The sequence below is a fragment of the Hafnia alvei genome, assembly GCF_900095695.1.
In the GTDB taxonomy this organism is placed as follows: Bacteria; Pseudomonadota; Gammaproteobacteria; order Enterobacterales; family Enterobacteriaceae; genus Hafnia; species Hafnia alvei_B.
Genome location: NZ_FMIQ01000026.1, coordinates 80,361 through 102,953, shown reverse-complemented (window position 1 = coordinate 102,953; position 22,593 = coordinate 80,361). Strand labels below are relative to the sequence as shown.

Below are 22,593 nucleotides of genomic sequence, written 5' to 3'. Positions count from 1 at the left end.
CTGCGGGTCGTTAGCTCAGTTGGTAGAGCAGTTGACTTTTAATCAATTGGTCGCAGGTTCGAATCCCGCACGACCCACCATTTCAGATAAAACATTAAGCGCCGAGAGGCGTTTTTTTGTTTTTGTACTCCGCATAAAATTCGTGTGGGATGAGAACCTGCCGCAGGTTCGAGTCGAACGAAGATACTTATCCCCTCTCCATCTTTCCTAAACTCTCCGTTTCATAGCTTCATATCACCATATCCATATCATCACCCCCAACAAAACGAGAATTCCTACAAACATAACCCAGCCTGACGAGCGCGCAGGCGTACGCATTCCCGTAGGCAACCATTCTTGCGGGATAATGCCAAACAGTGGCTTAGGGTCGATTACCGAGGTTATTTTGTTATCAGACTCGTCAGGCTTCACATTCACAACCGGGTTTTGCGCAGCCACCGCTAGATAGTTCTCTAAAGGGGAGCGAACCACGTCTGAAGTTTGAGAAGCTGGAGCCAAATTCCCTAATGCTTTATCCAATACTTGATTGACCTGTATCGCATGCTGGATTTCACTTTTACTCATCAGCGCCTTGGCCGTATCGCCAATGACAACCGGTTGATTGCTCTGGATTACCGTCGCCGTCCGCGCAGCCGTGGCCACATCAGGGCGCGTGTTTGGTACCTGATCCACTGGCGGCGTATTTTTTGCACCAGAAGCAAGCTGGCTGAGCAGAGTTCGTTCCTGCTGTAGCGACGTTAACGTTCGAATCAATGTCTCACGCTGTTGAGGCGAAATGTCTTTACGCTCAAGTAAGTTAAGAAGCTGATCAATTTTAACCGTCAGCATCTCCGCGGTGAGTTTTTCTCCCCGCGGAGTCGGTAAGGCGTCAGACCGTGCATTCACCGGAGGTATATTCATTATGCCTGCTTGAGCTTTTCTACGTTGAGCTTTACTAGGGTTTGTTTAGACCTCGAAGAAGTCTCCCTAAACGATTTTACAACAACCATCGTGCTGCTTTATATACATATACGGCAAAATGTGGGCATAACTTTAATCATATTCTCTATCATTAAATTCAATTTCACTTAGGAAAATTAAAATAGAATTTTTCATCCTCACTGAAAGTGTAATTTCACATATATTGGGATGAATCTTATTGCAAAGAAATAAACAAATAGCATCGATTACATAATAATAGCTACCTTGATGGCGTATTACTTTCGGGTAATTCAACCTTAGTACAAACTAAAGCGAATTGTGATTCATCATGCCATGAATACTTACAAACAAATCTATAATTATCATAGAGCAGCGTACTGTCTTTACCCGATGTCACGGTTGAAATTAATGAATTGGAGATTTCTTCACGTCCTTTGGTTTTCGTCAGTAAAGGAAATGAGGGTGCCATTCCATGCCAAAGCACGCCACAGATAAAACAGAGTATGCCAATTGCTACCATCATCCCCCAACGTTTTACGCTTTGATTTTCATTAATAACCGGCAGAGTAGTTTGAACGTTGTCCCTTTTACTTTCATAGTGAGATTGTGTGTTTAATTGCTGGTCTTCACGACTATCATCATGAATTACTGGTTCATGATTAACTGCCGGTTCTAAGGAAAAGAGCTCGGGATGCTCTATTTGATACCCCATCCTAGGTATAGTCTGTATCAGTGTGAAATCTTTATCTCCTAATTTGCGCCGTATCGATTTCATTGTTTGGTTGATCGTCGCATCTGCGCTGTACGTCCCACTCCATACGTGTGAAATGATTTCACGTCGTGTCACACATAACGGCGCGCGTTCTAAAAGCAGGCATAGCATCTGATATTCTTTGCTACGTAATGTGTGTTCTTCGCCATCAGCGGTAACAATTTTATGTGTTATCGTATTGATGGTTATTTTCCCTTGTGCCATATAAAACTCCCGAAAACTCCTCGCATTTTCAATATCTATACATGCAAGATAATTCCTATTTCTGCTGAAGGAAATTTTGTGATTATTTTATTGAATTCATCATATAAAAATAAAACCACATCACTGACCATGCTCATTAAACCATTCAGATTTCCATTATTATTTTACGCAGATAACGTTTTATAACAAGAGAGCAAATGGTCGCTAAACATTAACATCACATGATTATACTTTTTTTCACTCTACTATTAATTCATTGCATGGAATCATTACGCCCATTCCCTCGTTATAGAACAATTAGCTACAGTTAAAGTTTAGAGAATATTCCTAAATGAGCATTTTTGTTACTTACCCAATTCATTTTCCTAAGATTTTATTTATCTATAAATAGCTTAATGATGAAGTGCTTACTTTATTTCTGCCTCCATCGCACCGTAATCAAGTAACAACCGAAAAGGTGTCGTTTGTGATTTATTTAAGACCTCGTTGGGAATACACGATGTTTGCAGCCTATCTCATATTATCGCCCTCCCTGTGTATGGCCGACACGGAAGAAATATCGGCAGACACATTGATGTCATTAGGCGCGCCTACTCTCGCTTGGGAAAAGATCCTCATGACCCAGTCTCAAGAGAATGCATTACAAACAGCCACGATTGCTCAACATCGGCTCAGCCTTTTACTACGTTGGGGCATTGATGAAAGCCGAAACGATAACGGCTCCTTGCGTCTTGTGCCATTAAACAAGGCATTAGTTGAAGAACAGCGCTTTTTGGTCACTCATGGGCAGTCAAACAGCGCTAATCGCGTGCAACAGCAGGTTCTCGGCGATCAGATTGTTGCGCTAAGCGCAAAAGGTGACGCGAAAAACGCGATCATCCGCGCCCATCAGCTAGAACAACTCACTCCCCTTCCAGCCTATGTGAGCGCAGCACGTGGCGACGCATTCATGCAGCTAGAACAGCCAGAAAAAGCGGTAGCCAGCTATGAATATGCATTGGCTCATGCAACGCCGGGAGAAATTGAGCCGATCCCCACGCAGGAAATGCTGTTCTATGCCCTTTTAGACTGCGGGCGCTATGAGCAAGCAGAAGCCTTGCTGGCAAAATTAGAACCCAATACGCCGCAGTGGGTCAGGCTCAGTGCCACGCCGGGATTGGTGAATCAAGATTACGCCACGGTTAAAAAAATGCGCGCTCAGTACACCCTGTACAGTGGAAATGTCACGCAGGGACAGCGGCAAATAGACGCATTGGTCCATACGGCACCGATGAATGATGACCTGCGAACCACTCAGGCTCAGGCTTATTTGCTGCGTGATTTACCCACACATTCTGCACAAGCCTATCGAATTGCCCTAAACCAAGCCCCAGACAGCCTTGAGGCTCGCGCGGGTCTTGCCGAAGCGTCGCTTGCCCGACGAGATTTTGCACTTAGCCATGAGATCTACCAGCAAGTCTCTCAGGGATTTGAAGACGACAATTCTGTGACTCAATTCGTGAGTAATTATCGCTATGAGCAACTGCCTTATTTCACCACCGATGCCAGCGGCGGTCGCGGTAACGGCACGCTCAGCGATTATGATTGGCAAATAGATAGCCAACTTTACTCTTCACCTATTCATCAGAATTGGCGGCTGTTTGCGCACCAATTTACCGGCCAGGGGAAAACAGATGAAGGCGCGCCAAGACGTATACGTAACGGCACCGGCGTCGATTTTCGTGCCGTTGAGTGGCTCGGTTCGATGGAAATCAACCGCAGCAATGGCAATGCGGCGAAAACAGGCTTAGCGGCGCAGGTTAGCTATCTTCCTTCAGACCATTGGCAGTTCGACCTAGGCTACGATAACAGCAGCAACGAGCTTGCTTGGAAGGCCTACGACAGCGGCATTAGCGCTAAGCAAGCCAGTGCCGCGCTGCGCTATCAAACCGACAGCACCGCCTCCACTGAGCTGGCCTATCAAAATCAACGGCTGAGCGATGGAAACCTTAGCCAAACGTGGCAGGCCTCAGCCACAAAACTGTTATGGACACGCCCACGCCAGCAGCTTGATGCCACGCTGTCGCTTTCCACCAGCAGCAATAGCTTACCCGATGCGGAGTATTTCAGCCCTGAACGCGACTATGCGGCAGGTGTCACCCTGCTGCATCAGTGGACACCATGGCAATCAGCGCGGCGTCACTTCACCCAGCGAACCTATCTCACCGCTGGCGAATACCAACAGCGCCATTTTGGCTCAAGCCTCTTTGCTGAACTGAGATTCGAGCACCAGTGGGCGCTGAGTGCCCACTCAGAATTAATTTACGGTATTGGACTGAATAGCCATCGCTACGATGAATCACGCGAAAACCGGACTCTCTTTTATCTGTCACTGACTTTGCCTCTAGGAAGCACGCTATGACGTCTATTTTTCGTTCAATCTTAATTTTTGCTTTCAGCCTACTGTTGCTTCAAGGGGCATTCGCTGCCGGGCAGCCGTTACCGGCTATTGATATTCAACCTCCGGCCGATCCCGACGATGGCCTGACTTTTCGCGTATTGGCATTCCACGATGTACGCGACGATCTGCGTGCCAGCTTTGCCACTTATCCAGATGCCACCGCCATTGATACTAAAACGCTAGCCTCGCTGTTTGCTTGGCTGAAGGAAAATGGCTACCACATGGTATCGGTCGATCAAATCATTGCTGCCCGCCAAGGTGGCAAAAAGCTGCCGCCGCGTTCGGTGCTGCTGAGCTTCGACGATGGATATCGCAGTTTCTATACCCGCGTGTTCCCCCTACTCAAAGCCTATAGATATCCAGCAGTGCAGGCGCTGATCACTGATTGGGTCAATCACCCAGCGAATGAAAAAATAAAAATTAGCGCCACGGTGGAATTACCCGGTGATTACTTCCTTAATTGGCGTGAAGTTGCCGAAATGCAGCGTTCTGGCTTAGTTGAATTCGCTTCTCATACCCACAACCTGCACCACGGAATGTTAGCAAATCCACAGGGGAGCGAATTTCCCGCGGCTGCCGCATTACAGTATTTGGCGGATCAGAAACGTTATGAAACCGAGGCTGAATATCAAATCAGAGTCAAAGAGGATTTGGCCCATAGCTCACGGCTCATTCAGCACTATACCGGCCACGCCCCGCGCATCATGGTTTGGCCTTATGGCGCATACCATCAGCCCGTTCAGGATATAGCCCGCCAGCTCGGCATGCCTATCATGCTGACGCTGGATTCCGGTTCGAATCCGCCCTCGCAGCCGCTGTCAAAAATCACCCGAATTCTGATCGGCTTCGATACTACGACCAGCGTGCTCAAGCAGGAACTCAGAGCACCAGCCAGCTACAGTGGCGATATCTATCCGGTTGAACGCGTGGTTCAGGTCGATTTAGATTACGTTTATGACGCCGATCCTCAGCAGCAAGATAAGAATCTATCCTGCCTGTTAGATCGCATTAAAGATCTTGCCCCGACCACCATTTACTTACAGGCCTTTGCCGATCCCGACGGCAGCGGCCTAGTAAAAGAAGTTTATTTTCCTAACAGCGTATTACCAATGCGCGCCGATCTTTTCAGCCGTGTCTCATGGCAACTACAAACGCGCACCGGCGTAAAAGTGTTCGCTTGGATGCCCGTGCTTAGCATCGCTCTGCCCAAAGATAATCTAGCGGCGGATATGTGGATCACCTCAACCCACAGCGGCGCGCAGCCCAGCACATTTCCCTACCCACGCCTCAGCCCTTTTGAACCCGATGTGCGAGCGGCCATCACTCAGCTCTACCACGATCTTTCTCGTTACACCCCGCTTCAGGGCATTTTATTTCATGACGATGCCGTGCTGAGCGACGACGAAGACACTCGCCCCGCCGCCTTAGCGCAATACCAAGCGTGGGGATTGCCGGGCGATGTGGATAAAATTCGCGCAAATCCTGAGTTATTGCGCAAGTGGACAGACAAAAAAATCGATTTTCTTATTAACTTCACCCACCAACTGGCCACCGAAGTGCAGAAAAATCAGTTTGCCTCCGCAACGCAAATGACCACCCGTAATCTCTACGCCCAGCCCGTTATGGATCCTCAGGCTGAGCAGTGGTATGCGCAAAGTCTACCCAAATTCTTAGCAAACTATGATTACACCGCGTTGATGGCGATGCCCTTTATGGAATCGTCCACTATGCCCGATCGTTGGCTCACCGACCTATATGAAAAAGTGGCAGCTCAGCCATTAGGTATCCAAAAAACTATTTTTGAACTCCAAAGCTACGATTGGGAGAAAAAACGCCCCGTCGACAACGACGTGCTGCTACACCAACTAACGTTGCTGCGCGCGCTCGGTGCCCGTCATTTGGGCTATTACCCAGACGACTTCATCAACAACCAGCCGGATAGCGAAGTGATCCGCCCACTCATGTCGGCACAAAGCAACGTAATCGAACGGAAACCATTGCCTAAATGCGATAGCCGCATGGTGCGCGAAAAACCAAAGCAGTGGAGCACTCAACAATGAGCCACTTTTTTAGCATTGATATTCCAACGCTGCTGTTTGGTTTTGTTTTCTATTACCCCTTCTTTATGGCTTGGCTGTGGATGCTCGGGGGGCTGATCTATTTTGTCGTCTACGAACGTCACGATGATTTCACCCATCCTGATTTCACGCAGGCAGAAACGCCGCGCATTTCCATTATCGTGCCCTGCTATAACGAAGAACCCAACGTGCGCGAAGTGATTGCGCATCTGCAAAACTTAAATTATCCCAACTATGAAGTGCTGGCCGTAAACGATGGCAGCCACGATCGCACCGGCGAAATCCTTAATGAACTGGTCGAGAAATATCCTAGCCTGATGGCTATTCATCAGGATAAAAACCAAGGCAAAGCCGTGGGGTTAAATACCGCGGCGCAGTTAGCTACCGGCGATTTTATTCTTTGCATGGACGGTGACGCACTTCTCGATCCTAACGCGCTGCATTTTTTAGTTAGCCATTTTATTGATAACCCGCAAATGGCTGCGGTAACTGGAAACCCACGTATCCGCAATCGCACTTCATTGCTTGGGCGCATGCAGGTGGGAGAATTCTCTTCAACGGTGGGCTTGATCAAACGCTGCCAGCAGGTCTTTGGTCGGCTATTTACCGTATCTGGCGTTATCGCCTTATTCCGTAAAAGTGCGCTCGAGGAAGTGGGTTATTGGAGCGTCGATATGCTAACCGAAGATATTGATATCAGTTGGAAACTGCAGACTCACGGCTGGGAAATACGCTACGAGCCGCGCGCACTCACGTGGATATTAACGCCGGAAACGTTGATTGGGCTTTATCGTCAGCGGCTTCGCTGGTCCAAAGGCGGAGTACAAACCGTATTCAAATATTTTCCCGCCATGTTCACGCCGCGCAACCGCATGATGCTGCCTCTGTTTTGCGAATACGTGGTGAGTATTTTCTGGGCCTATTGCATGGCCTTTGCCTTTGTCTTGATGTTTGCCGATCTCTTTTTCACGCTGCCCATCAAGTGGCAAATTTCGGTTGTTCCGGTCTGGAATGGCATGGTGCTCGGTGTGACCTGCCTATTGCAGCTATTAGTCAGCTGTCTTATCGACCGACGCTATGACCGAGGGATTATGAAGTGCTATCTCTGGACGATTTGGTATCCATTGATGTTTTGGTTAATTAACGTGGTAACCAGTCTGGTTGCCGTTCCGTCCGTATTGCTTCGCCGACAAGGCGCACGAGCGGTATGGGTTAGTCCTGACAGGGGTATTCAACATGGAAAATCCGATCATCGAAATATCAGCAAAAAGCTTCCTTAACGCCTCCGCGGTGAATAAGCGCCAGCGCATGCTGCTCTACATTTGGTTTGGTTTCGGGCAACCGTTATTGATTATCGGGGTGTGGCTCGCGATTGTCTTTTTCCTTTATCGCTACATGCTTAACAGCCATGACTTGTTAAGCAATCTCAATCGGCTGGGCGATTACAGCCTGATCATCATATCGATGGGGATCATTCTGGCGCTATGGTTTGCACTACGTTATTTATGGCGGGCATTGATGCTGATGCGTAAACATGAACTGCACCAACGCATGGCAGAAACACATCCCGAACAGGCGCACCGAATTGTCAAAGTGCTTCATGATGAAGCGGGCAACATCACGCATATCCAGCCGCAATAAATAAGCATAAGGGCAGTATTTTACTGCCCTTATCGCCGCTGTACTGCGTTTAACTACGTTGACGCTTGAGAGGCTTAACTAAGCCTTCAAGACCTTCAATTTTGATAGCGAGGGTGATCTGCATTAGTTCACCCAGTTTTCCCTGCGGGAACTCATCCTTGCGGGCGAACCACAAAAGATACTCTTCCGGTAAATCAATCAATACGCGACCTTTGTACTTGCCAAACGGCATCACCATATTGGCAATTTCAATCAGGTTTTCTTTTTCCATTACATTTCTGTCCGTCATCTAGCTCCCCTCGATTGAGAGGAGCCGATCGCGTTTTTGTCATTGAAGGTTATCGTAGCGAATACGCATTACAGCCCGAGCAGCCGGATCATCTCGGCTTCATCAATCACTGGAATCCCCAACTCCTGCGCCTTAGCCAGCTTAGAGCCTGCGGCTTCTCCCGCGATAACCATATCGGTTTTCTTAGAAACACTGCCGCTGACTTTGGCGCCCAACGCCGCAAGACGATCTTTCGCTTCATCACGCGGTATCAAGCTCAGCGATCCGGTCAGAACCACGGTTTTACCGGCAAACGGACTGTCGATCTCTTCAGCTACCACCACCTGCGGCGCAGGCCAGTGAATACCAATCTCTGGGCTGATCAGTTCCTCGATCACTTTCTGATTGTGCTCTTCGCTCAGGAAATGGCGCACATGCTTCGCCACCACTTCACCCACGTCCTGCACGGCCTTCAACGCCTCGACGTCGGCCTCACGCAAAGCGTCCAATGAGCCAAAATGCGCAGCCAGATTCGCCGCGGTCGCCTCACCGACTTCACGAATGCCCAGCGCATACAGGAATCGAGCCAGCGTAGTCTCTTTAGATTTTTCTAACGCATTGACCAAATTCGTTGCTGACTTCGGCCCCATGCGATCAAGTCCGGTTAAAATACCGGCGCTCAAGCGATAAAGATCGGCTGGCGTTTTCACATACTCTTTTTCGACCAGCTGTTCGATGATCTTATCGCCCATGCCGTCAACGTCCATCGCACGACGGGAAACAAAATGCTTAAGCGACTCTTTACGCTGCGCACCGCAGATTAATCCACCGGTACAGCGCGCCACGGCTTCACCTTCCACACGCTCAACGTCGGAACCACATACCGGACACTGCAACGGGAAGACGATCTCCTGCGCATTTTCAGGGCGTTCAGCTTCGACCACGCCCACCACCTGGGGAATAACGTCACCGGCGCGGCGCACAATCACGGTATCACCGATACGCAGACCCAGACGGTCGATTTCATCGGCGTTATGCAGCGTCGCATTACTCACGATAACACCGGCAACCAGCACCGGTTCTAAACGCGCCACAGGAGTAATAGCGCCTGTACGCCCAACCTGAAACTCAACGCCGTTAACCGTGGTCATCTGCTCTTGCGCAGGGAATTTAAACGCCGTGGCCCAACGAGGTGCACGCGCCACAAAACCAAGCTGTTCTTGGATCGCGATACTATCAACTTTAATCACCACGCCATCGATATCAAAACCAAGCGTTGGTCGATCCTGCTCAACCTGACGGTAAAATTTCAAGACCTCTTCACTGCCGGTGCACAGTTTCACACGATCGCTGACCGGCAATCCCCACGCTTTAAACTGCTGTAAGCGACCATAGTGGCTGGCTGACAGCTCACCGCCATCCATCAGGCCCACGCCATAGCAGAAGAACGTCAGCGGGCGTTTAGCGGTGATGCGTGGATCGAGCTGACGCAGCGATCCCGCTGCGGCGTTTCGCGGATTGGCAAAAACTTTGCCATCTTTACGGCGCGCTTCTTCGTTCATGGCTTCAAAACCAGCCAACGGCATAAACACCTCACCGCGTACTTCAACACGGCGCGGGATATTATCGCCCTGCAAACGCAGAGGGATCGCGCGGATCGTTTTTACGTTGGCCGTAATATCTTCGCCGGTCGTACCATCACCGCGAGTAGCCCCGCGAACCAATACGCCATCTTCATACAGAAGGCTAACGGCTAAACCATCAAGTTTAAGCTCACAGCAAAAAGTGAGTGGCTCTGCGGTTTTTAAACGGTCATGGACGCGCTTGTCGAAAGCCAAGTAGCTCTCATCGTCAAAGACGTTATCCAGAGAGAGCATCGGAACTTCATGACGAACCTGACTAAACGCAGAGAGCGGAGCCGCCCCCACGCGCTGGGTCGGCGAATCGGGTGTGATAAGTTCGGGGTATTGCTCTTCCAGCGCACGAAGCTCGCGCATCAGGCGATCGTATTCAGCGTCTGGAACTTCAGGGGCATCAAGTACGTGATACTGATACTCATGATGGCGCAACGCGGCTCTAAGCTGTTCGAGTTGTTGTTGGAGTTGGGGTCCAGTCGTTGAGGTCATAATCCACCATGATTGATTAATGATAAAAAACCCCCGATATACGGGGGTTTCATTTTATTCGATTCTATCGCCGTTGCGCTATTTCGCGGTGTTATCCAAAACTTCACGGATACGCGCTTTGTAAATCTCTAGCTTCTGCGGCGTCATCATACGGCGTTCATCATCCAGCACCACACCACCGACATCATCAGCGATTCGCTGAGCAGATTGCAGCATCAGCTTAAAGTTCTGATTCGCATCGCCATAAGAAGGCACCATCATAAAGAAGGAGATCCCCGGCGTGGTGAAATCAGACATGTTGTCAGGATCGAAGTTACCCGGCTTAACCATATTTGCCATGCTAAATAACACGGGGCCACTGCCGGCTGGGTTCAGGTGACGATGGAAAATATTCATCGCACCGAACTGGAAGCCCGATTGCAACACGCTTTGCAGCAGCACTTCACCGCCAATCACGCTGCCGTGGTGTGCAGCAACATGCAGAACCAACACGGTTTCAGTGATTTTCTCAGGCTCAGGCACCACCTCAGAAACTACCTGCGGAGCTTCATCCTCATAGTCATCATCATAAGACGATGCTACGTGAGGAGCTTCAGGCTCATTCTGTTCTTCAGCGTAATGAGCGGGCTGCGGCTTCGGCTGAATAGCAGGCTCTGTAGGCTGAGAGTGACGAACCGGTTTAGTCGGACGACGATAATCATCTTCGTCATCGTCACCGAACAAGGCATCACCCAGTAACGGATCGCTATGTTCACGCTGTTCTGGAACGACAGAGCTTGGTTGCGCTGCAGGGCGTGAAGGTGCACGAGCCGTATCCAACGGATCCGGACGTTCATCCTGTGACGCGCTGAACTGACCAAATGCCGGCTCAACCGGTTTCTGCACGGGGCTGCTAGAACGCTGTACCCGAACTTCGCCCACGCCTTCATCTAGATCAGCCAGAGGCTGTTCGTCACGCTGTTTCTTTGTTTTTTTTGCTGGACGATCGCGAAATAGCGAAGAACGTTCTTTACGACTGGTCCACAAGCCGTGCAGTAACAACGCTATAATGGCGACCGCACCAACAACAATTAATATCAGACGCAAATCCTGCATCATCGCAATCTCTGTTGTTTTAATACTATTGCCGTAATGGCAAACCCTTAACGCATAACTCTATTTGGCTGTTGGTACAAGTGCAAGTCTGGACTGAAATTTACCTTAAGAAAGATGATTTTTCGCACTTTTTTGCTGATTTTTCGGTCGATTCTGAACTGGAAAGCGAATTAACTCATAGTTATGATAGCTGAGATTTTTTTTATTATAACTAACACAGCTAAAAGAGCAGTTATGAAAAACACCCCTATCGGGTCAAATGAAAGAAATATCCCTGCAAAAACCAATGGCGTTCACTACTTTTCTGAAGGCTGGCGTTTAGTTCGTCTGCCGGGAATTAAGCGTTATGTCGTTATGCCATTGTTGGTGAACATCGTTTTGATGGGCTTAGCGTTCTGGTGGCTGTTCCATCAGCTAGGCGCTTGGATCCCAAGTTTGATGAGTTACGTCCCTGACTGGCTACAGTGGCTCAGTTATTTACTCTGGCCGCTGGCCGTTATCTCGATCGTTTTGGTGTTCAGTTATTTATTCAGCACCATTGCTAACTGGATAGCCGCGCCGTTTAACGGCCTACTGGCTGAACAGTTAGAAGGCGTATTAACCGGTAAACCGCTGCCGGATACCAGCATTTGGAGCGTGGTAAAAGACGTACCGAGAATTATGGCGCGTGAATGGAAAAAGCTGGCTTACTATCTGCCGCGCGCTATCGTCTTGCTGATTTTGTATTTTATTCCGGGCGTAGGTCAAACCGTTGCGCCTGTGCTGTGGTTTCTGTTCAGCGCATGGATGATGTCTATTCAGTACTGCGATTACCCGTTTGATAACCACAAGGTGAGCTTCCCAGACATGCGCGACGCTCTGCGCCGCAATAAAGTCGATAACCTACAGTTTGGCGCATTGACCAGCCTGTTTACCATGATCCCTGTTTTAAACCTAGTGATCATGCCGGTTGCCGTCTGTGGCGCGACCGCCATGTGGGTTGATCGTTACCGCGCGGAGTATTCACGCATCCAGCCGTAACCACCGCCACACTCCCCCCAAGAGCAGCTCCGGCTGCTCTGCTTGTTTCTTGCCTCAGCTGAAGTTCAACTTCGTGAAACCTAATCGCATATTGAAATAAGCATATATGATTTCTTTACTTCCCAACGGGTTGTATTCGCGTATGCTCAATTAATGTTCCCTGTATTTCATAGAGTTAAAGGACGTGCTATGAGCAAGATTTTTGAAGACAACTCCCTGACAATCGGTCATTCACCGCTTGTTCGTCTGAATCGTATCGGCAATGGTCGTATTTTGGCGAAAGTGGAATCTCGTAACCCAAGTTTTAGCGTCAAAGACCGTATCGGCGCCAATATGATCTGGGATGCTGAAAAACGTGGCATTTTAAAACCGGGCATTGAGTTGGTTGAACCTACCAGTGGTAACACCGGCATTGCATTGGCCTTTGTGGCCGCCGCACGCGGTTATAAGTTAACGCTCACCATGCCAGAAACCATGAGCCTTGAACGTCGCAAACTGCTCAAAGCCTTAGGCGCTAATCTGGTTCTGACCGAAGGCGCCAAAGGCATGAAGGGCGCGATTGCCAAAGCCGAAGAAATTGTGGCAAGCGATCCAAAACGCTTCGTTCTGCTCCAGCAGTTTAGCAACCCTGCTAACCCAGAAATCCATGAAAAAACCACCGGCCCAGAGATTTGGGAAGATACCGATGGTCAAGTCGATGTGCTGATTTCCGGCGTCGGCACCGGCGGTACCTTAACCGGCACCAGCCGTTATCTGAAAAATACCCAAGGCAAAAAAATCATCACCGTTGCCGTTGAACCGGAAAGCTCGCCGGTTATCACTCAGGCGCTGGCGGGCGAAGAAATCAAGCCGGGCCCACATAAAATTCAAGGCATCGGCGCTGGCTTCATTCCTGAAAACCTCGATTTAAATCTGGTTGACCGCGTGGCGCTGGTTGGCAACGACGAAGCCATTGCGATGGCTCGTCGTCTGATGGAAGAAGAAGGCATCTTGGCTGGGATTTCTTCCGGTGCGGCAGTTGTTGCAGCAGAAAAACTTGCTAACGATCCAGACTTTACTGACAAAACAATTGTGGTTATTCTGCCTTCCTCGGGTGAACGCTATTTAAGCACGGCATTGTTCGCAGATCTGTTCACTGAACAAGAATTGCAGCAGTGATGCTAATGTTCTAATCATGCTAAAAAAGCACCCGATTGGGTGCTTTTTTGTGGCGCAGTTCAAAGTTTTTACCTGCCCAAACTTGCTTTTCCTGCCCGGGTCTAGTATTTAACCAAGCAATTATTTTGAAGCGCGAAATAAAGCGGAGTGTTGCGTCAAGTCAGCTGAATCGATTTACTGATTTGTCCTGAGCATCACGATAGCGGCATAATACGGAAGTTATTGGCGAACGTATTCACGATAGTTTCTATCTTGAACACATTTCCCATAACGCTCAAACTGCTACTGCTCCACGAGTTAGGCGCTAACTGAAAACAGGCTGAAGTTCAGCATTTAAGCTAAACTTTAGCCCCACAACATTAATTCAAAAATAGTTGGGGAAACCTATGTTCCAGCAAGAAGTTACGATTACCGCTCCGAATGGTCTGCACACCCGCCCTGCTGCTCAGTTCGTTAAAGAAGCAAAAGGCTTCACTTCTGACATCACTGTGACCTCTAACGGTAAAAGCGCAAGCGCTAAGAGCCTGTTTAAACTGCAGACTCTGGGTCTGACCCAAGGCACCGTAGTGACTATCGCCGCTGAAGGTGAAGATGAGCAGAAAGCCGTTGAACATTTGGTAAAACTGATGGCAGAACTTGAGTAATCCTCAGGTCCAATCCGTTTAGTTTAACCAGTCAACAGTAAGGTAGGGTTATGATTTCAGGTATCTTAGTATCGCCGGGCATTGCTTTTGGTAAGGCACTCTTACTGAAAGAAGATGAGATTATCATCAACCGGAAAAAAATCGCTGCTGAAGAAGTAGAGCAGGAGATCGCTCGTTTTAAATCTGGTCGTGATAAAGCATCTGTACAGCTTGAAGCCATCAGAGTAAAAGCAAGCGAGACCTTTGGCGAAGAGAAAGCCGCCATCTTCGAAGGCCACATCATGTTATTGGAAGACGAAGAGCTTGAGCAGGAAATCATAGCCCTCATTAAAGACAGCAAAATGACCGCAGACGCTGCGGCTCACGAAGTTGTCGAAGGTCAAGCGAAGGCTCTGGAAGAGCTAGACGACGAATATCTGAAAGAGCGTGCGGCTGACGTACGTGATATCGGTAAACGTCTGCTGATGAACATCCTTGGCATGACTATCGTTGATTTAAGCGCAATCCAGGACGAAGTTATTCTGGTTGCTACCGACCTGACTCCGTCAGAAACCGCACAGCTGAACCTGAACAAAGTTCTCGGCTTCATCACCGATCTGGGCGGCCGTACTTCCCACACCTCTATCATGGCGCGTTCTCTGGAACTGCCAGCGATTGTGGGCACTTCTGACGTGACCAAACAAGTCAAAAACGGCGATTTCCTGATCCTTGACGCCGTTAACAACAAAATCTACGTCAACCCGACGGCAGAAATCGTTGAAGAATTGAAAGCGGTACAGAACCAGTATGTGTCTGAAAAGAACGAACTGGTGAAACTGAAAGACCTGCCAGCCATCACGCTGGACGGACATCAGGTTGAAGTCTGTGCCAACATCGGTACCGTGCGCGATATCGCCGGTGCTGAGCGTAACGGCGCTGAAGGCGTTGGTTTATACCGTACTGAATTCCTGTTCATGGACCGCGATGCGTTCCCAACAGAAGAAGAACAGTTCCAGGCTTATAAAGCCGTAGCTGAAGGTATGGGTTCTCAGGCGGTCATCGTGCGTACGATGGACATCGGCGGCGACAAAGATCTGCCGTATATGGACCTGCCAAAAGAAGAAAACCCATTCTTGGGCTGGCGTGCAATTCGTATCTGTTTAGATCGTAAAGAGATCCTGCATGCTCAGCTGCGCGCTATCCTGCGTGCTTCTGCATTCGGCAAACTGCGCATCATGTTCCCAATGGTTATTTCCGTTGAAGAAGTACGTGAGCTGAAAGCAGAGTTAGAAATGCTGAAAACCCAGCTGCGCGAAGAAGGCAAAGCCTTCGACGAAACCATTGAAGTCGGCGTTATGGTTGAAACTCCAGCAGCTGCCACCATCGCACGTCATTTAGCGAAGGAAGTTGACTTCTTTAGTATTGGGACAAATGACTTAACCCAGTATACTCTAGCGGTAGATCGCGGAAACGAGCTGATTTCTCATCTCTACAACCCTATGGCTCCATCAGTGTTGACCCTAATCAAACAGGTCATCGACGCGTCTCACGCGGAAGGTAAGTGGACCGGTATGTGCGGCGAGCTTGCTGGTGATGAACGTGCTACACTGCTTCTTTTGGGCATGGGGCTGGATGAGTTCAGCATGAGTTCTATCTCTATCCCTCGCATCAAAAAAATCATTCGTAATTCGAATTTTGAAGATGTGAAGGCACTGGCAGATGAAGCTCTGAACCAGCCAACAGCAGAAGATTTAATGAACGTGGTTAACAAGTTCATTGAAGAAAAAACCATCTGCTAATTCATGCGCTGGGCGCCGCCCAACATTACTTGCTTAGGAGAAGATCATGGGTTTGTTTGATAAACTGAAATCTCTGGTTTCAGACGACAAGAAAGACACGAGCAGCATTGAGATTTTTGCTCCGTTGTCTGGTGAAATTGTCAACATTGAAGATGTGCCGGACGTTGTATTTGCAGAGAAGATCGTTGGTGATGGCATCGCTATCAAACCAACAGGCAACAAAATGGTTGCTCCCGTTGATGGAACCATTGGCAAAATCTTTGAAACAAACCATGCATTCTCAATCGAGTCAGATAGCGGCATTGAGCTGTTTGTTCACTTTGGTATCGACACCGTTGAACTGAAAGGCGAAGGCTTCAAACGCATCGCTGAAGAAGGCCAGCGTGTTAAGAAAGGCGACGTTGTGATCGAGTTCGATCTGGCGCTGCTGGAAGAAAAAGCCAAGTCTACCCTGACTCCGGTTGTTATCTCTAACATGGACGAAATCAAAGAGCTGACTAAGCTTTCTGGTACCGTTGTTGTTGGCGAAACCCCTGTTATTCGCATTAAAAAATAATGTGATTTAGCATGAAAAAACGGAGCCTTAGGCTCCGTTTTTTTTTGGAACTTTCTTGCTTGAAATCGCTCTTACAGAACAGGGATCAACCGAACAAGCAGCAAATATGTAGTCCAATTGCTTAAACCGCGCTGCTCCTCTTTTCAGGCGTACCTTCCCTATGGCATGGATTTTTTATGTCTAACGGTTTGTATGCAGTAGCAAAAACGTAGTGATGGAATACTAAAGATGATGAAAAAGGCAATGCTCGCTATGCTCGTTCCAGCCGTTCTTTTCATTGGAGGGTGTGATGACTCGTCAAAAGAAAAGGCCGATCTCGCTGTCAAACAATCCAATGAGCATAGTGCGGCAACTCAACCAAACGCTGAGAAAGGGCAAGCAACTGATGATGTTGATAAGGCCCTAAAAGAAATAGAAGAACGGTCTACGCCAGAAAAAATTGAACAATTCAATAAATTACCAGACAACGACTCCAGCAATCTGAGAGAGATTGTTGTTACGGAAATGAAGAAAAAACTGCCGCTCTTGATTGACGAAGCGACTTTAATGTCTGATGTTTCATTAGATGGAAATACATTCAGCTATAAATACGTCATAAAAGGGATTCCAGCCAACGTGATTGAAGGCGATCAATGGAAAAACAATATGCAGAAAAGCATTGTAAATCGTTACTGCTCTAACAATGCTCAAGTGACTATGTTTAGAGATTTATTTCCTGAAGGCGTCATTTACAACTATTACGTAAGCGAAAAATTGGTATACACATACAAAGCGGTTCCGTCGGTTTGCAACCAATAACCCTCTATAAAATCTGATATAGAAGCCGCTGGAATCCTCATCAGGGCATCTCAACTGCCCTGAATTTGATTTGTTTGTAACTCCATCCAGACGGTCACATCCATTAGCCAAACACGCCTGTCGATAAATAACGGTCGCCTCGGTCACAAATAATCGCTACCACTTTGCTCCCCGGATTTTCCTGCGCCACACGCAGCGCTCCAGCGACAGCACCACCCGAACTCACGCCGCAAAACAGCCCTTCTTCGCGCGCCAAGCGTTTCATGGTTTCTTCCGCCAGCTGCTGCGACATATCCATCACCTCATCCACCAGTTCTGGGCGATAAATTCCCGGCAGATATTCCTGCGGCCAACGGCGGATCCCCGGAATGCTTGAGCTTTCAGAGGGCTGTAGACCGACGATTTTCACCGTATCGCTCTGCTGCTTTAAGAAACGGCCAACGCCGGTAATTGTGCCCGTAGTGCCCATACTCGACACGAAATGCGTCACCTTACCCTGCGTCTGCTGCCAAATCTCAGGCCCGGTGGTGGTAAAATGCGCCAGCGGGTTATCCGCATTATTAAACTGATCGAGGATCATACCTTCACCGCGATCGGCCATTTGCTGGGCCAGATCGCGAGCGCCCTCGATGCCCTGTTCACGGCTAACTAAAATCAGCTCGGCACCGTATGCACGCATCGACGCCTGTCGCTCTTGGCTCATATTCTCCGGCATCAGCAGTTTCATCCGATAGCCTTTCAGCGCTGCAATCATCGCTAACGCAATACCGGTATTACCGCTGGTTGCCTCAATCAGGGTATCGCCCGGTTTAATCTCGCCGCGCAGTTCAGCCTGTTGAATCATTGACAGCGCCGCGCGATCCTTCACCGAGCCAGCCGGATTATTACCTTCCAGTTTGACCCAGACCTCACTCCCCGTGCCCGCAGCCATCCGCTGCAGCTGCACTAAAGGCGTGTTTCCAATACAAGATTCCAGAGAACTCACGGGCGGTTACCTATTTAGCCAAAAAGATGAGAAGTTTAGTGTAATGCAAAAGCAGAGATGTTGAAGGGGCATAACCTAAATCCCCGCCCTTCGAAGAAAAGGACGGGGAGAGGCCAAAGGGTCTAAGCACTTTTAGCCAGCGCTACCGGTTGCAAGGGCGTATCGCCCGCATACAAGCGCGCATTCAGCCCACCCACAAAATATCGACCACCGCGTTTGGGCGCCTGTGCACCGTTGCCTTCCAGCATCACCACGCTGATAGGTTCAGGATGCCAGCCCTGCGGCTGCACGGTAAGCTGCCAATAGTGTCCGCGTGGACTCACTTCCAAGACCTGAACGGGTAACGGACAACGTGCATTAGCCTGCAAGCTGACTTCCATTTCCCACGGGCGCAGGAACATATCGACTTTGCCTTGATGCAACGGCGAAAAGGCCAAAGGCCAATGATGTTCACCGATGTAAATCTGCGAACCACGAATTTCGCCATCGACTTTATTCACTTCGCCTAAAAACTCCAGCACAAATCGGCTGGCAGGTTCACGCCACACGTCGTCAGGCGAGCCAATTTGCTCAATATTCCCTTGGCTCATCACCACGATCTGATCCGCCACTTCCATGGCTTCTTCCTGATCGTGAGTCACAAACACGCTGGTGAATTTCAGCTCTTCATGTAACTGACGTAACCAGCGGCGCAGCTCTTTACGCACCTGTGCATCCAGCGCGCCAAACGGTTCATCCAACAGCAAAATTTCAGGCTCAACGGCTAACGCGCGCGCTAGAGCAACGCGCTGCTTTTGTCCACCGGAGAGCTGGGAAGGAAAACGATCGGCCAGATGGGCAAGCTGAACCATTTCCAGCAACTGTTCCACTTTCTGTTTAATCGCCGCCGTTGACGGACGCTCGCGGCGCGGCAGCACCGTTAAGCCAAAGGCTACGTTATCAAACACGCTCATATGACGAAACAGGGCGTAATGCTGGAAGACAAAACCCACACGACGATCGCGCGCATGCAGACGGCTTACGTCATTACCGTTAAAGCTGAGCTGTCCGCCGCTCTGCCCTTCTAAACCGGCAATAATTCGCAGCAGCGTGGTTTTACCCGACCCCGATGGGCCAAGCAGCGCCACCATCTGGCCAGACGGAATGGTCAGAGAAATGTCGTTCAGGACTTTGGTACGGCCAAAGTATTTGTTGACCTGTTTAATCTCAATGCTCATTTCACGTCCTCCCGCGCAGCGTGAACCACCTGTCGGTTCAAGCGCCATTGCAGCATATTTTTCAAGAACAACGTTACAATCGCCATCAGCGTCAACAGCGCAGCGGCGGTAAACGCCCCGGCGGTGTTGTAATCCTGATGCAGCAATTCAACCTGTAGCGGCAGCGTATAAGTTTCACCACGTATCGAACCTGAAACCACCGACACCGCACCAAATTCACCAATCGCACGCGCGTTAGTCAGCACCACGCCATACAACAGCGCCCAACGGATATTCGGCAGCGTCACACGGCGAAACATCTGCCAGCCAGAAGCCCCCAGCAGCACCGCTGCTTCATCTTCGTGGCTCCCTTGGCTCATCATCACCGGCACCAGCTCGCGAACCACAAACGGACAGGTTACAAATACCGTAACTAACACCATGCCCGGCCACGAGAACATCAGTTGAATGTCATGCGCATCCAACCAGCCACCCAATGGACCGTTCGATCCGTAAAACAGTAAATAGAGCAGCCCCGCCACCACCGGCGAAACCGCAAAAGGAATATCAATCAACGTCAGCAACAGCTGGCGACCAGGAAACACAAAGCGCGTGCACAGCCATGCCAGCAGCGTACCAAACACCAGATTGACCGGAACCGTAATCAAGGCCACCAGCACCGTAAGCCAAATCGCATGCAGCATGTCGGGATCGCTGAGATTCTTCCACACCACGCCAGCGCCTTCAGAAAACGCCAAAGCAAAGATTGAAATCATCGGCACCAGCAACAACAGCACCGAAAGCAGCACGCCGCTGCCGATCAAAAACCATTTCAACCAGTCGATCTTGGGGCGCAGTTGTTGGCTGTTGCCTTGCCATGCAGATAAGTCAGCCATTAATGCCCCCCAATACGTTTGCCGAAGCGGCTTTGCAACGTGTTAATGCTAAACAGCAGCAGCAACGATGCCGCTAAGATCACCGAGGCAATCGCGCTCGCCGCCGGATAATCAAATTCTTGCAGGCGGATAAAAATCATCAGCGACGTCACTTCCGTCTTCCATGCAATATTGCCCGCAATGAAAATCACCGCGCCAAACTCACCGAGGCTACGGGTGAACGACAGCGCGGTTCCCGCTAACAGCGCAGGCGCTACTTCGGGAAACACCACTTTGCGGAAGCTCTGCCAGCGTGAAGCGCCTAGCGTCTGCGCGGCCTCTTCATACTCAGGGCCGAGTTCTTCCAGCACGGGCTGCACGGTACGCACCACAAACGGAATGCTGGTAAACGCCATCGCGACGGCAATGCCGAGCCATGTGAAAGCGACTTTAATATCAATCATCGCCAGCCATTGCCCATACCAACCCGTAGTCGAAAATAAACCTGCCAGCGTTAACCCGGCCACCGCCGTTGGCAAAGCAAACGGCAGATCCATCAGCCCGTCCAACAGGGTTTTCCCAGGGAACTCGTAGCGCGTCAGGATCCATGCCATCAGCATGCCAAATATCGCGTTGAATACGCTGGCAACGCCCGCCGCCAGCAAAGTCACTTTATAGGCGGCCACCACTTGTGGGTTGGTGATCACATCCCAATACTGCTGCCACGTCATCTGCGCGAGCTGCATAACCAGCGCGCTTAACGGCAACAACAAAATTAAACAGGTATACAGCAGGCTACTGCCCAGACTCAGGGTAAAGCCGGGCAAAACCCTTTTCGGTGCAGCGCGAGACAACAACATTACCGGTGCCCTTCTGCTAACAGTTGGTCAAGCTCACCGCCGGTGGCGAAGTGCGTTTGCATCACTTTCGGCCAACTACCAAACTGATCCTCAACGCGGAACAGCTTGGTTTCAGGGAACTGCCCTTTGGCCGCAGCCATCGCCTGTTTGTCATACACGCGGTAGTTGAAGCTGGTGATAATTTTTTGTGCCTCAGGCGAATAGAGATAGTTCAAATAGGCCTTAGCGGCTTTTTCGGTACCGTTACGCTCAACGTTTTTATCCACCCACGCAACGGGGAATTCCGCCAGAATATCGACCGGAGGAACGATCACCTCATAGCCCGCGTCACCGTACTGTTTTTGAATGTTTTTCACTTCCGATTCAAAGCTAATCAGCACGTCGCCCAAATTACGTTCTACAAACGTCGTCGTGGCACCCCGGCCGCCGGTATCAAAAACTTCTACGTTGCCAAGAAAACGTTTCATCCACTCGCGGCTTTTGGCCTGATCGCCACCATCGCTCAAATTCGCCGCGCCCCATGCGGCAAGATAGGTATAACGCCCGTTACCCGAGGTTTTTGGATTAGGGAAGATCAGTTTCACATCGCTGCGCACCAGATCGTTCCAATCATGGATCTGCTTCGGGTTTCCCTTACGCACTAAGAACGCCATGGTGGAATAGAACGGTGAGCTGTTATTCGGCAGGCGTGCCTGCCAGTCTGCGGGGATCAGATTGCCGCGATCGTGCAGGATCTGCACATCGGTCACCTGATTGTAGGTCACAACATCCGCACGCAGCCCCTGCAAGATAGCCAAAGCCTGTTTAGATGAACCCGCATGAGACTGCTTGATGGTCAGCGCAGGATTTCCCTCTTTCTGCCATTGCGTTTCAAAAGCCGGATTGAGCGCGGTAAACAGCTCGCGAGAAACATCATAAGAGCTATTCAGCAGTTCAGCCGCCGACGCTCCGCCAGAAATCAGCAACGTCGCCAGCGTCCATCCTTTGAGCTTATTCAGTTTCATCGTTCACCTTCAGTCAGTCTGTGAAAACGACCACGCATGTCGTCTTTATGACTGTTAGTGTATTTATAACTAGAGGCTAACCTGTAACGGTTTTATATATCGTTTGGGACTCAGAAAGCATCAAATGCTATAAGGCATTTTAGAATGGCGGTGTGAGGGAGAAATTAAGGATGA

General features: G+C 49.6%; 20 protein-coding genes and 1 tRNA gene. 11 read left to right on the top strand and 10 right to left on the bottom strand.

Annotated features, from left to right (window positions below):
- The first annotated feature begins 4 nt into the window (after nucleotides 1-4).
- Nucleotides 5-80, top strand: a tRNA-Lys gene (locus BN1044_RS07155).
- A 154-nt stretch (nucleotides 81-234) separates the two neighbouring features.
- Here the strand turns inward: BN1044_RS07155 and BN1044_RS07150 are convergent.
- Both BN1044_RS07150 and BN1044_RS07145 read right to left on the bottom strand, forming a co-directional pair.
- Nucleotides 235-900, bottom strand: a complete 666-nt coding sequence (locus tag BN1044_RS07150; RefSeq protein ID WP_072308117.1) for a hypothetical protein — start codon at nucleotides 898-900, stop codon at nucleotides 235-237.
- 280 nt (nucleotides 901-1,180) lie between these two features.
- A complete protein-coding gene (locus BN1044_RS07145; protein WP_072308116.1) occupies nucleotides 1,181-1,897 on the bottom strand; it encodes a winged helix-turn-helix domain-containing protein in 717 nt (238 codons plus the stop codon).
- Between the two features lie 466 nt (nucleotides 1,898-2,363).
- Here BN1044_RS07145 and pgaA point away from each other — a divergent pair, with 466 nt between their 5' ends.
- The 4 genes from pgaA to BN1044_RS07125 are packed head-to-tail and all read left to right on the top strand — an operon-like array spanning nucleotide 2,364 to nucleotide 8,056.
- Entirely contained in the window at nucleotides 2,364-4,298 is a 1,935-nt protein-coding gene (gene pgaA, locus BN1044_RS07140) for a poly-beta-1,6 N-acetyl-D-glucosamine export porin PgaA (protein WP_139130911.1), read from the top strand.
- Entirely contained in the window at nucleotides 4,295-6,397 is a 2,103-nt protein-coding gene (gene pgaB / locus BN1044_RS07135) for a poly-beta-1,6-N-acetyl-D-glucosamine N-deacetylase PgaB (RefSeq protein ID WP_072308114.1), read from the top strand. The genes pgaA and pgaB overlap by 4 nt, the downstream gene beginning before the upstream one ends.
- The gene (gene pgaC, locus BN1044_RS07130; RefSeq protein ID WP_072308113.1) at nucleotides 6,394-7,695 is read left to right on the top strand and encodes a poly-beta-1,6-N-acetyl-D-glucosamine synthase; all 1,302 of its coding nucleotides are present in this window, start codon (nucleotides 6,394-6,396) and stop codon (nucleotides 7,693-7,695) included. The genes pgaB and pgaC overlap by 4 nt, the downstream gene beginning before the upstream one ends.
- Nucleotides 7,652-8,056, top strand: a complete 405-nt coding sequence (locus BN1044_RS07125; protein ID WP_072308112.1) for a hypothetical protein — start codon at nucleotides 7,652-7,654, stop codon at nucleotides 8,054-8,056. The genes pgaC and BN1044_RS07125 overlap by 44 nt, the downstream gene beginning before the upstream one ends.
- Before the next feature lie 49 nt (nucleotides 8,057-8,105).
- Here BN1044_RS07125 and BN1044_RS07120 read toward each other — a convergent pair whose 3' ends face one another.
- The 3 genes from BN1044_RS07120 to zipA form a co-directional block, all read right to left on the bottom strand.
- A complete protein-coding gene (locus BN1044_RS07120) occupies nucleotides 8,106-8,327 on the bottom strand; it encodes a DUF3820 family protein (RefSeq protein WP_025800774.1) in 222 nt (73 codons plus the stop codon).
- Nucleotides 8,328-8,413: 86 nt separating this feature from the next.
- On the bottom strand, nucleotides 8,414-10,450 hold the full coding sequence (ligA, locus tag BN1044_RS07115) for an NAD-dependent DNA ligase LigA (RefSeq protein ID WP_072308111.1): 2,037 nt from the start codon (nucleotides 10,448-10,450) through the stop codon (nucleotides 8,414-8,416).
- 78 nt (nucleotides 10,451-10,528) lie between these two features.
- Nucleotides 10,529-11,548, bottom strand: coding sequence for a cell division protein ZipA (zipA, locus tag BN1044_RS07110; protein WP_072308110.1), 1,020 nt, complete (start codon nucleotides 11,546-11,548; stop codon nucleotides 10,529-10,531).
- Nucleotides 11,549-11,779: 231 nt separating this feature from the next.
- Between zipA and cysZ the strand changes: the two genes are divergently transcribed.
- The 6 genes from cysZ to BN1044_RS07080 all read left to right on the top strand — a co-directional run bounded on the left by cysZ (nucleotide 11,780) and on the right by BN1044_RS07080 (nucleotide 17,499).
- Nucleotides 11,780-12,565 (top strand): sulfate transporter CysZ, encoded by a 786-nt coding sequence (gene cysZ, locus BN1044_RS07105; RefSeq protein ID WP_072308109.1) that lies wholly within the window; start codon nucleotides 11,780-11,782, stop codon nucleotides 12,563-12,565.
- 189 nt (nucleotides 12,566-12,754) lie between these two features.
- On the top strand, nucleotides 12,755-13,723 hold the full coding sequence (gene cysK / locus BN1044_RS07100; protein WP_072308108.1) for a cysteine synthase A: 969 nt from the start codon (nucleotides 12,755-12,757) through the stop codon (nucleotides 13,721-13,723).
- Nucleotides 13,724-14,109: 386 nt separating this feature from the next.
- Nucleotides 14,110-14,367, top strand: a complete 258-nt coding sequence (ptsH, locus tag BN1044_RS07095) for a phosphocarrier protein Hpr (RefSeq protein ID WP_002441228.1) — start codon at nucleotides 14,110-14,112, stop codon at nucleotides 14,365-14,367.
- Between the two features lie 50 nt (nucleotides 14,368-14,417).
- Nucleotides 14,418-16,145: a phosphoenolpyruvate-protein phosphotransferase PtsI gene (gene ptsI, locus BN1044_RS07090; RefSeq protein ID WP_072308107.1), complete on the top strand. Its 1,728-nt coding sequence runs from the start codon at nucleotides 14,418-14,420 to the stop codon at nucleotides 16,143-16,145.
- A gap of 46 nt (nucleotides 16,146-16,191) precedes the next feature.
- Nucleotides 16,192-16,701 carry a PTS glucose transporter subunit IIA gene (gene crr / locus BN1044_RS07085; protein WP_025800768.1) on the top strand — a complete coding sequence of 170 codons (510 nt, stop codon included), beginning with the start codon at nucleotides 16,192-16,194 and terminating at the stop codon, nucleotides 16,699-16,701.
- Nucleotides 16,702-16,929: 228 nt separating this feature from the next.
- A complete protein-coding gene (locus BN1044_RS07080; RefSeq protein ID WP_072308106.1) occupies nucleotides 16,930-17,499 on the top strand; it encodes a protein K in 570 nt (189 codons plus the stop codon).
- Between the two features lie 103 nt (nucleotides 17,500-17,602).
- Here BN1044_RS07080 and cysM read toward each other — a convergent pair whose 3' ends face one another.
- From cysM to BN1044_RS07055, 5 genes are all read right to left on the bottom strand, one after another.
- Nucleotides 17,603-18,484, bottom strand: coding sequence for a cysteine synthase CysM (gene cysM, locus BN1044_RS07075; RefSeq protein ID WP_072308105.1), 882 nt, complete (start codon nucleotides 18,482-18,484; stop codon nucleotides 17,603-17,605).
- 122 nt (nucleotides 18,485-18,606) lie between these two features.
- Nucleotides 18,607-19,701 carry a sulfate/thiosulfate ABC transporter ATP-binding protein CysA gene (cysA, locus tag BN1044_RS07070; protein WP_072308104.1) on the bottom strand — a complete coding sequence of 365 codons (1,095 nt, stop codon included), beginning with the start codon at nucleotides 19,699-19,701 and terminating at the stop codon, nucleotides 18,607-18,609.
- Nucleotides 19,698-20,576, bottom strand: coding sequence for a sulfate/thiosulfate ABC transporter permease CysW (gene cysW, locus BN1044_RS07065; protein ID WP_046449816.1), 879 nt, complete (start codon nucleotides 20,574-20,576; stop codon nucleotides 19,698-19,700). Before cysW ends, cysA begins: the two co-directional genes overlap by 4 nt.
- Nucleotides 20,576-21,415, bottom strand: a complete 840-nt coding sequence (gene cysT, locus BN1044_RS07060; RefSeq protein WP_040045762.1) for a sulfate/thiosulfate ABC transporter permease CysT — start codon at nucleotides 21,413-21,415, stop codon at nucleotides 20,576-20,578. The genes cysW and cysT overlap by 1 nt, the downstream gene beginning before the upstream one ends.
- Complete coding sequence (locus BN1044_RS07055; RefSeq protein WP_025800763.1) at nucleotides 21,415-22,419, bottom strand: sulfate ABC transporter substrate-binding protein; 1,005 nt, start codon at nucleotides 22,417-22,419, stop codon at nucleotides 21,415-21,417. Before BN1044_RS07055 ends, cysT begins: the two co-directional genes overlap by 1 nt.
- Between the last annotated feature and the right edge of the window lie 174 nt (nucleotides 22,420-22,593).

What these genes read in the sequence shown, in the direction of transcription:
- pgaC (WP_072308113.1), top strand. Translation starts at nt 6,394, where the DNA reads ATGAGCCACTTTTTTAGCATTGATATTCCAACGCTGCTGTTTGGTTTT.
- cysW (WP_046449816.1), bottom strand. Translation starts at nt 20,576, where the DNA reads ATGGCTGACTTATCTGCATGGCAAGGCAACAGCCAACAACTGCGCCCC.
- crr (WP_025800768.1), top strand. Translation starts at nt 16,192, where the DNA reads ATGGGTTTGTTTGATAAACTGAAATCTCTGGTTTCAGACGACAAGAAA.
- zipA (WP_072308110.1), bottom strand. Translation starts at nt 11,548, where the DNA reads ATGATGCAGGATTTGCGTCTGATATTAATTGTTGTTGGTGCGGTCGCC.
- BN1044_RS07125 (WP_072308112.1), top strand. Translation starts at nt 7,652, where the DNA reads ATGGAAAATCCGATCATCGAAATATCAGCAAAAAGCTTCCTTAACGCC.
- pgaB (WP_072308114.1), top strand. Translation starts at nt 4,295, where the DNA reads ATGACGTCTATTTTTCGTTCAATCTTAATTTTTGCTTTCAGCCTACTG.
- cysT (WP_040045762.1), bottom strand. Translation starts at nt 21,415, where the DNA reads ATGTTGTTGTCTCGCGCTGCACCGAAAAGGGTTTTGCCCGGCTTTACC.
- BN1044_RS07150 (WP_072308117.1), bottom strand. Translation starts at nt 900, where the DNA reads ATGAATATACCTCCGGTGAATGCACGGTCTGACGCCTTACCGACTCCG.
- BN1044_RS07120 (WP_025800774.1), bottom strand. Translation starts at nt 8,327, where the DNA reads ATGGAAAAAGAAAACCTGATTGAAATTGCCAATATGGTGATGCCGTTT.
- BN1044_RS07145 (WP_072308116.1), bottom strand. Translation starts at nt 1,897, where the DNA reads ATGGCACAAGGGAAAATAACCATCAATACGATAACACATAAAATTGTT.
- cysZ (WP_072308109.1), top strand. Translation starts at nt 11,780, where the DNA reads ATGAAAAACACCCCTATCGGGTCAAATGAAAGAAATATCCCTGCAAAA.
- ptsH (WP_002441228.1), top strand. Translation starts at nt 14,110, where the DNA reads ATGTTCCAGCAAGAAGTTACGATTACCGCTCCGAATGGTCTGCACACC.
- ligA (WP_072308111.1), bottom strand. Translation starts at nt 10,450, where the DNA reads ATGACCTCAACGACTGGACCCCAACTCCAACAACAACTCGAACAGCTT.
- ptsI (WP_072308107.1), top strand. Translation starts at nt 14,418, where the DNA reads ATGATTTCAGGTATCTTAGTATCGCCGGGCATTGCTTTTGGTAAGGCA.
- cysK (WP_072308108.1), top strand. Translation starts at nt 12,755, where the DNA reads ATGAGCAAGATTTTTGAAGACAACTCCCTGACAATCGGTCATTCACCG.
- BN1044_RS07055 (WP_025800763.1), bottom strand. Translation starts at nt 22,419, where the DNA reads ATGAAACTGAATAAGCTCAAAGGATGGACGCTGGCGACGTTGCTGATT.
- cysA (WP_072308104.1), bottom strand. Translation starts at nt 19,701, where the DNA reads ATGAGCATTGAGATTAAACAGGTCAACAAATACTTTGGCCGTACCAAA.
- BN1044_RS07080 (WP_072308106.1), top strand. Translation starts at nt 16,930, where the DNA reads ATGATGAAAAAGGCAATGCTCGCTATGCTCGTTCCAGCCGTTCTTTTC.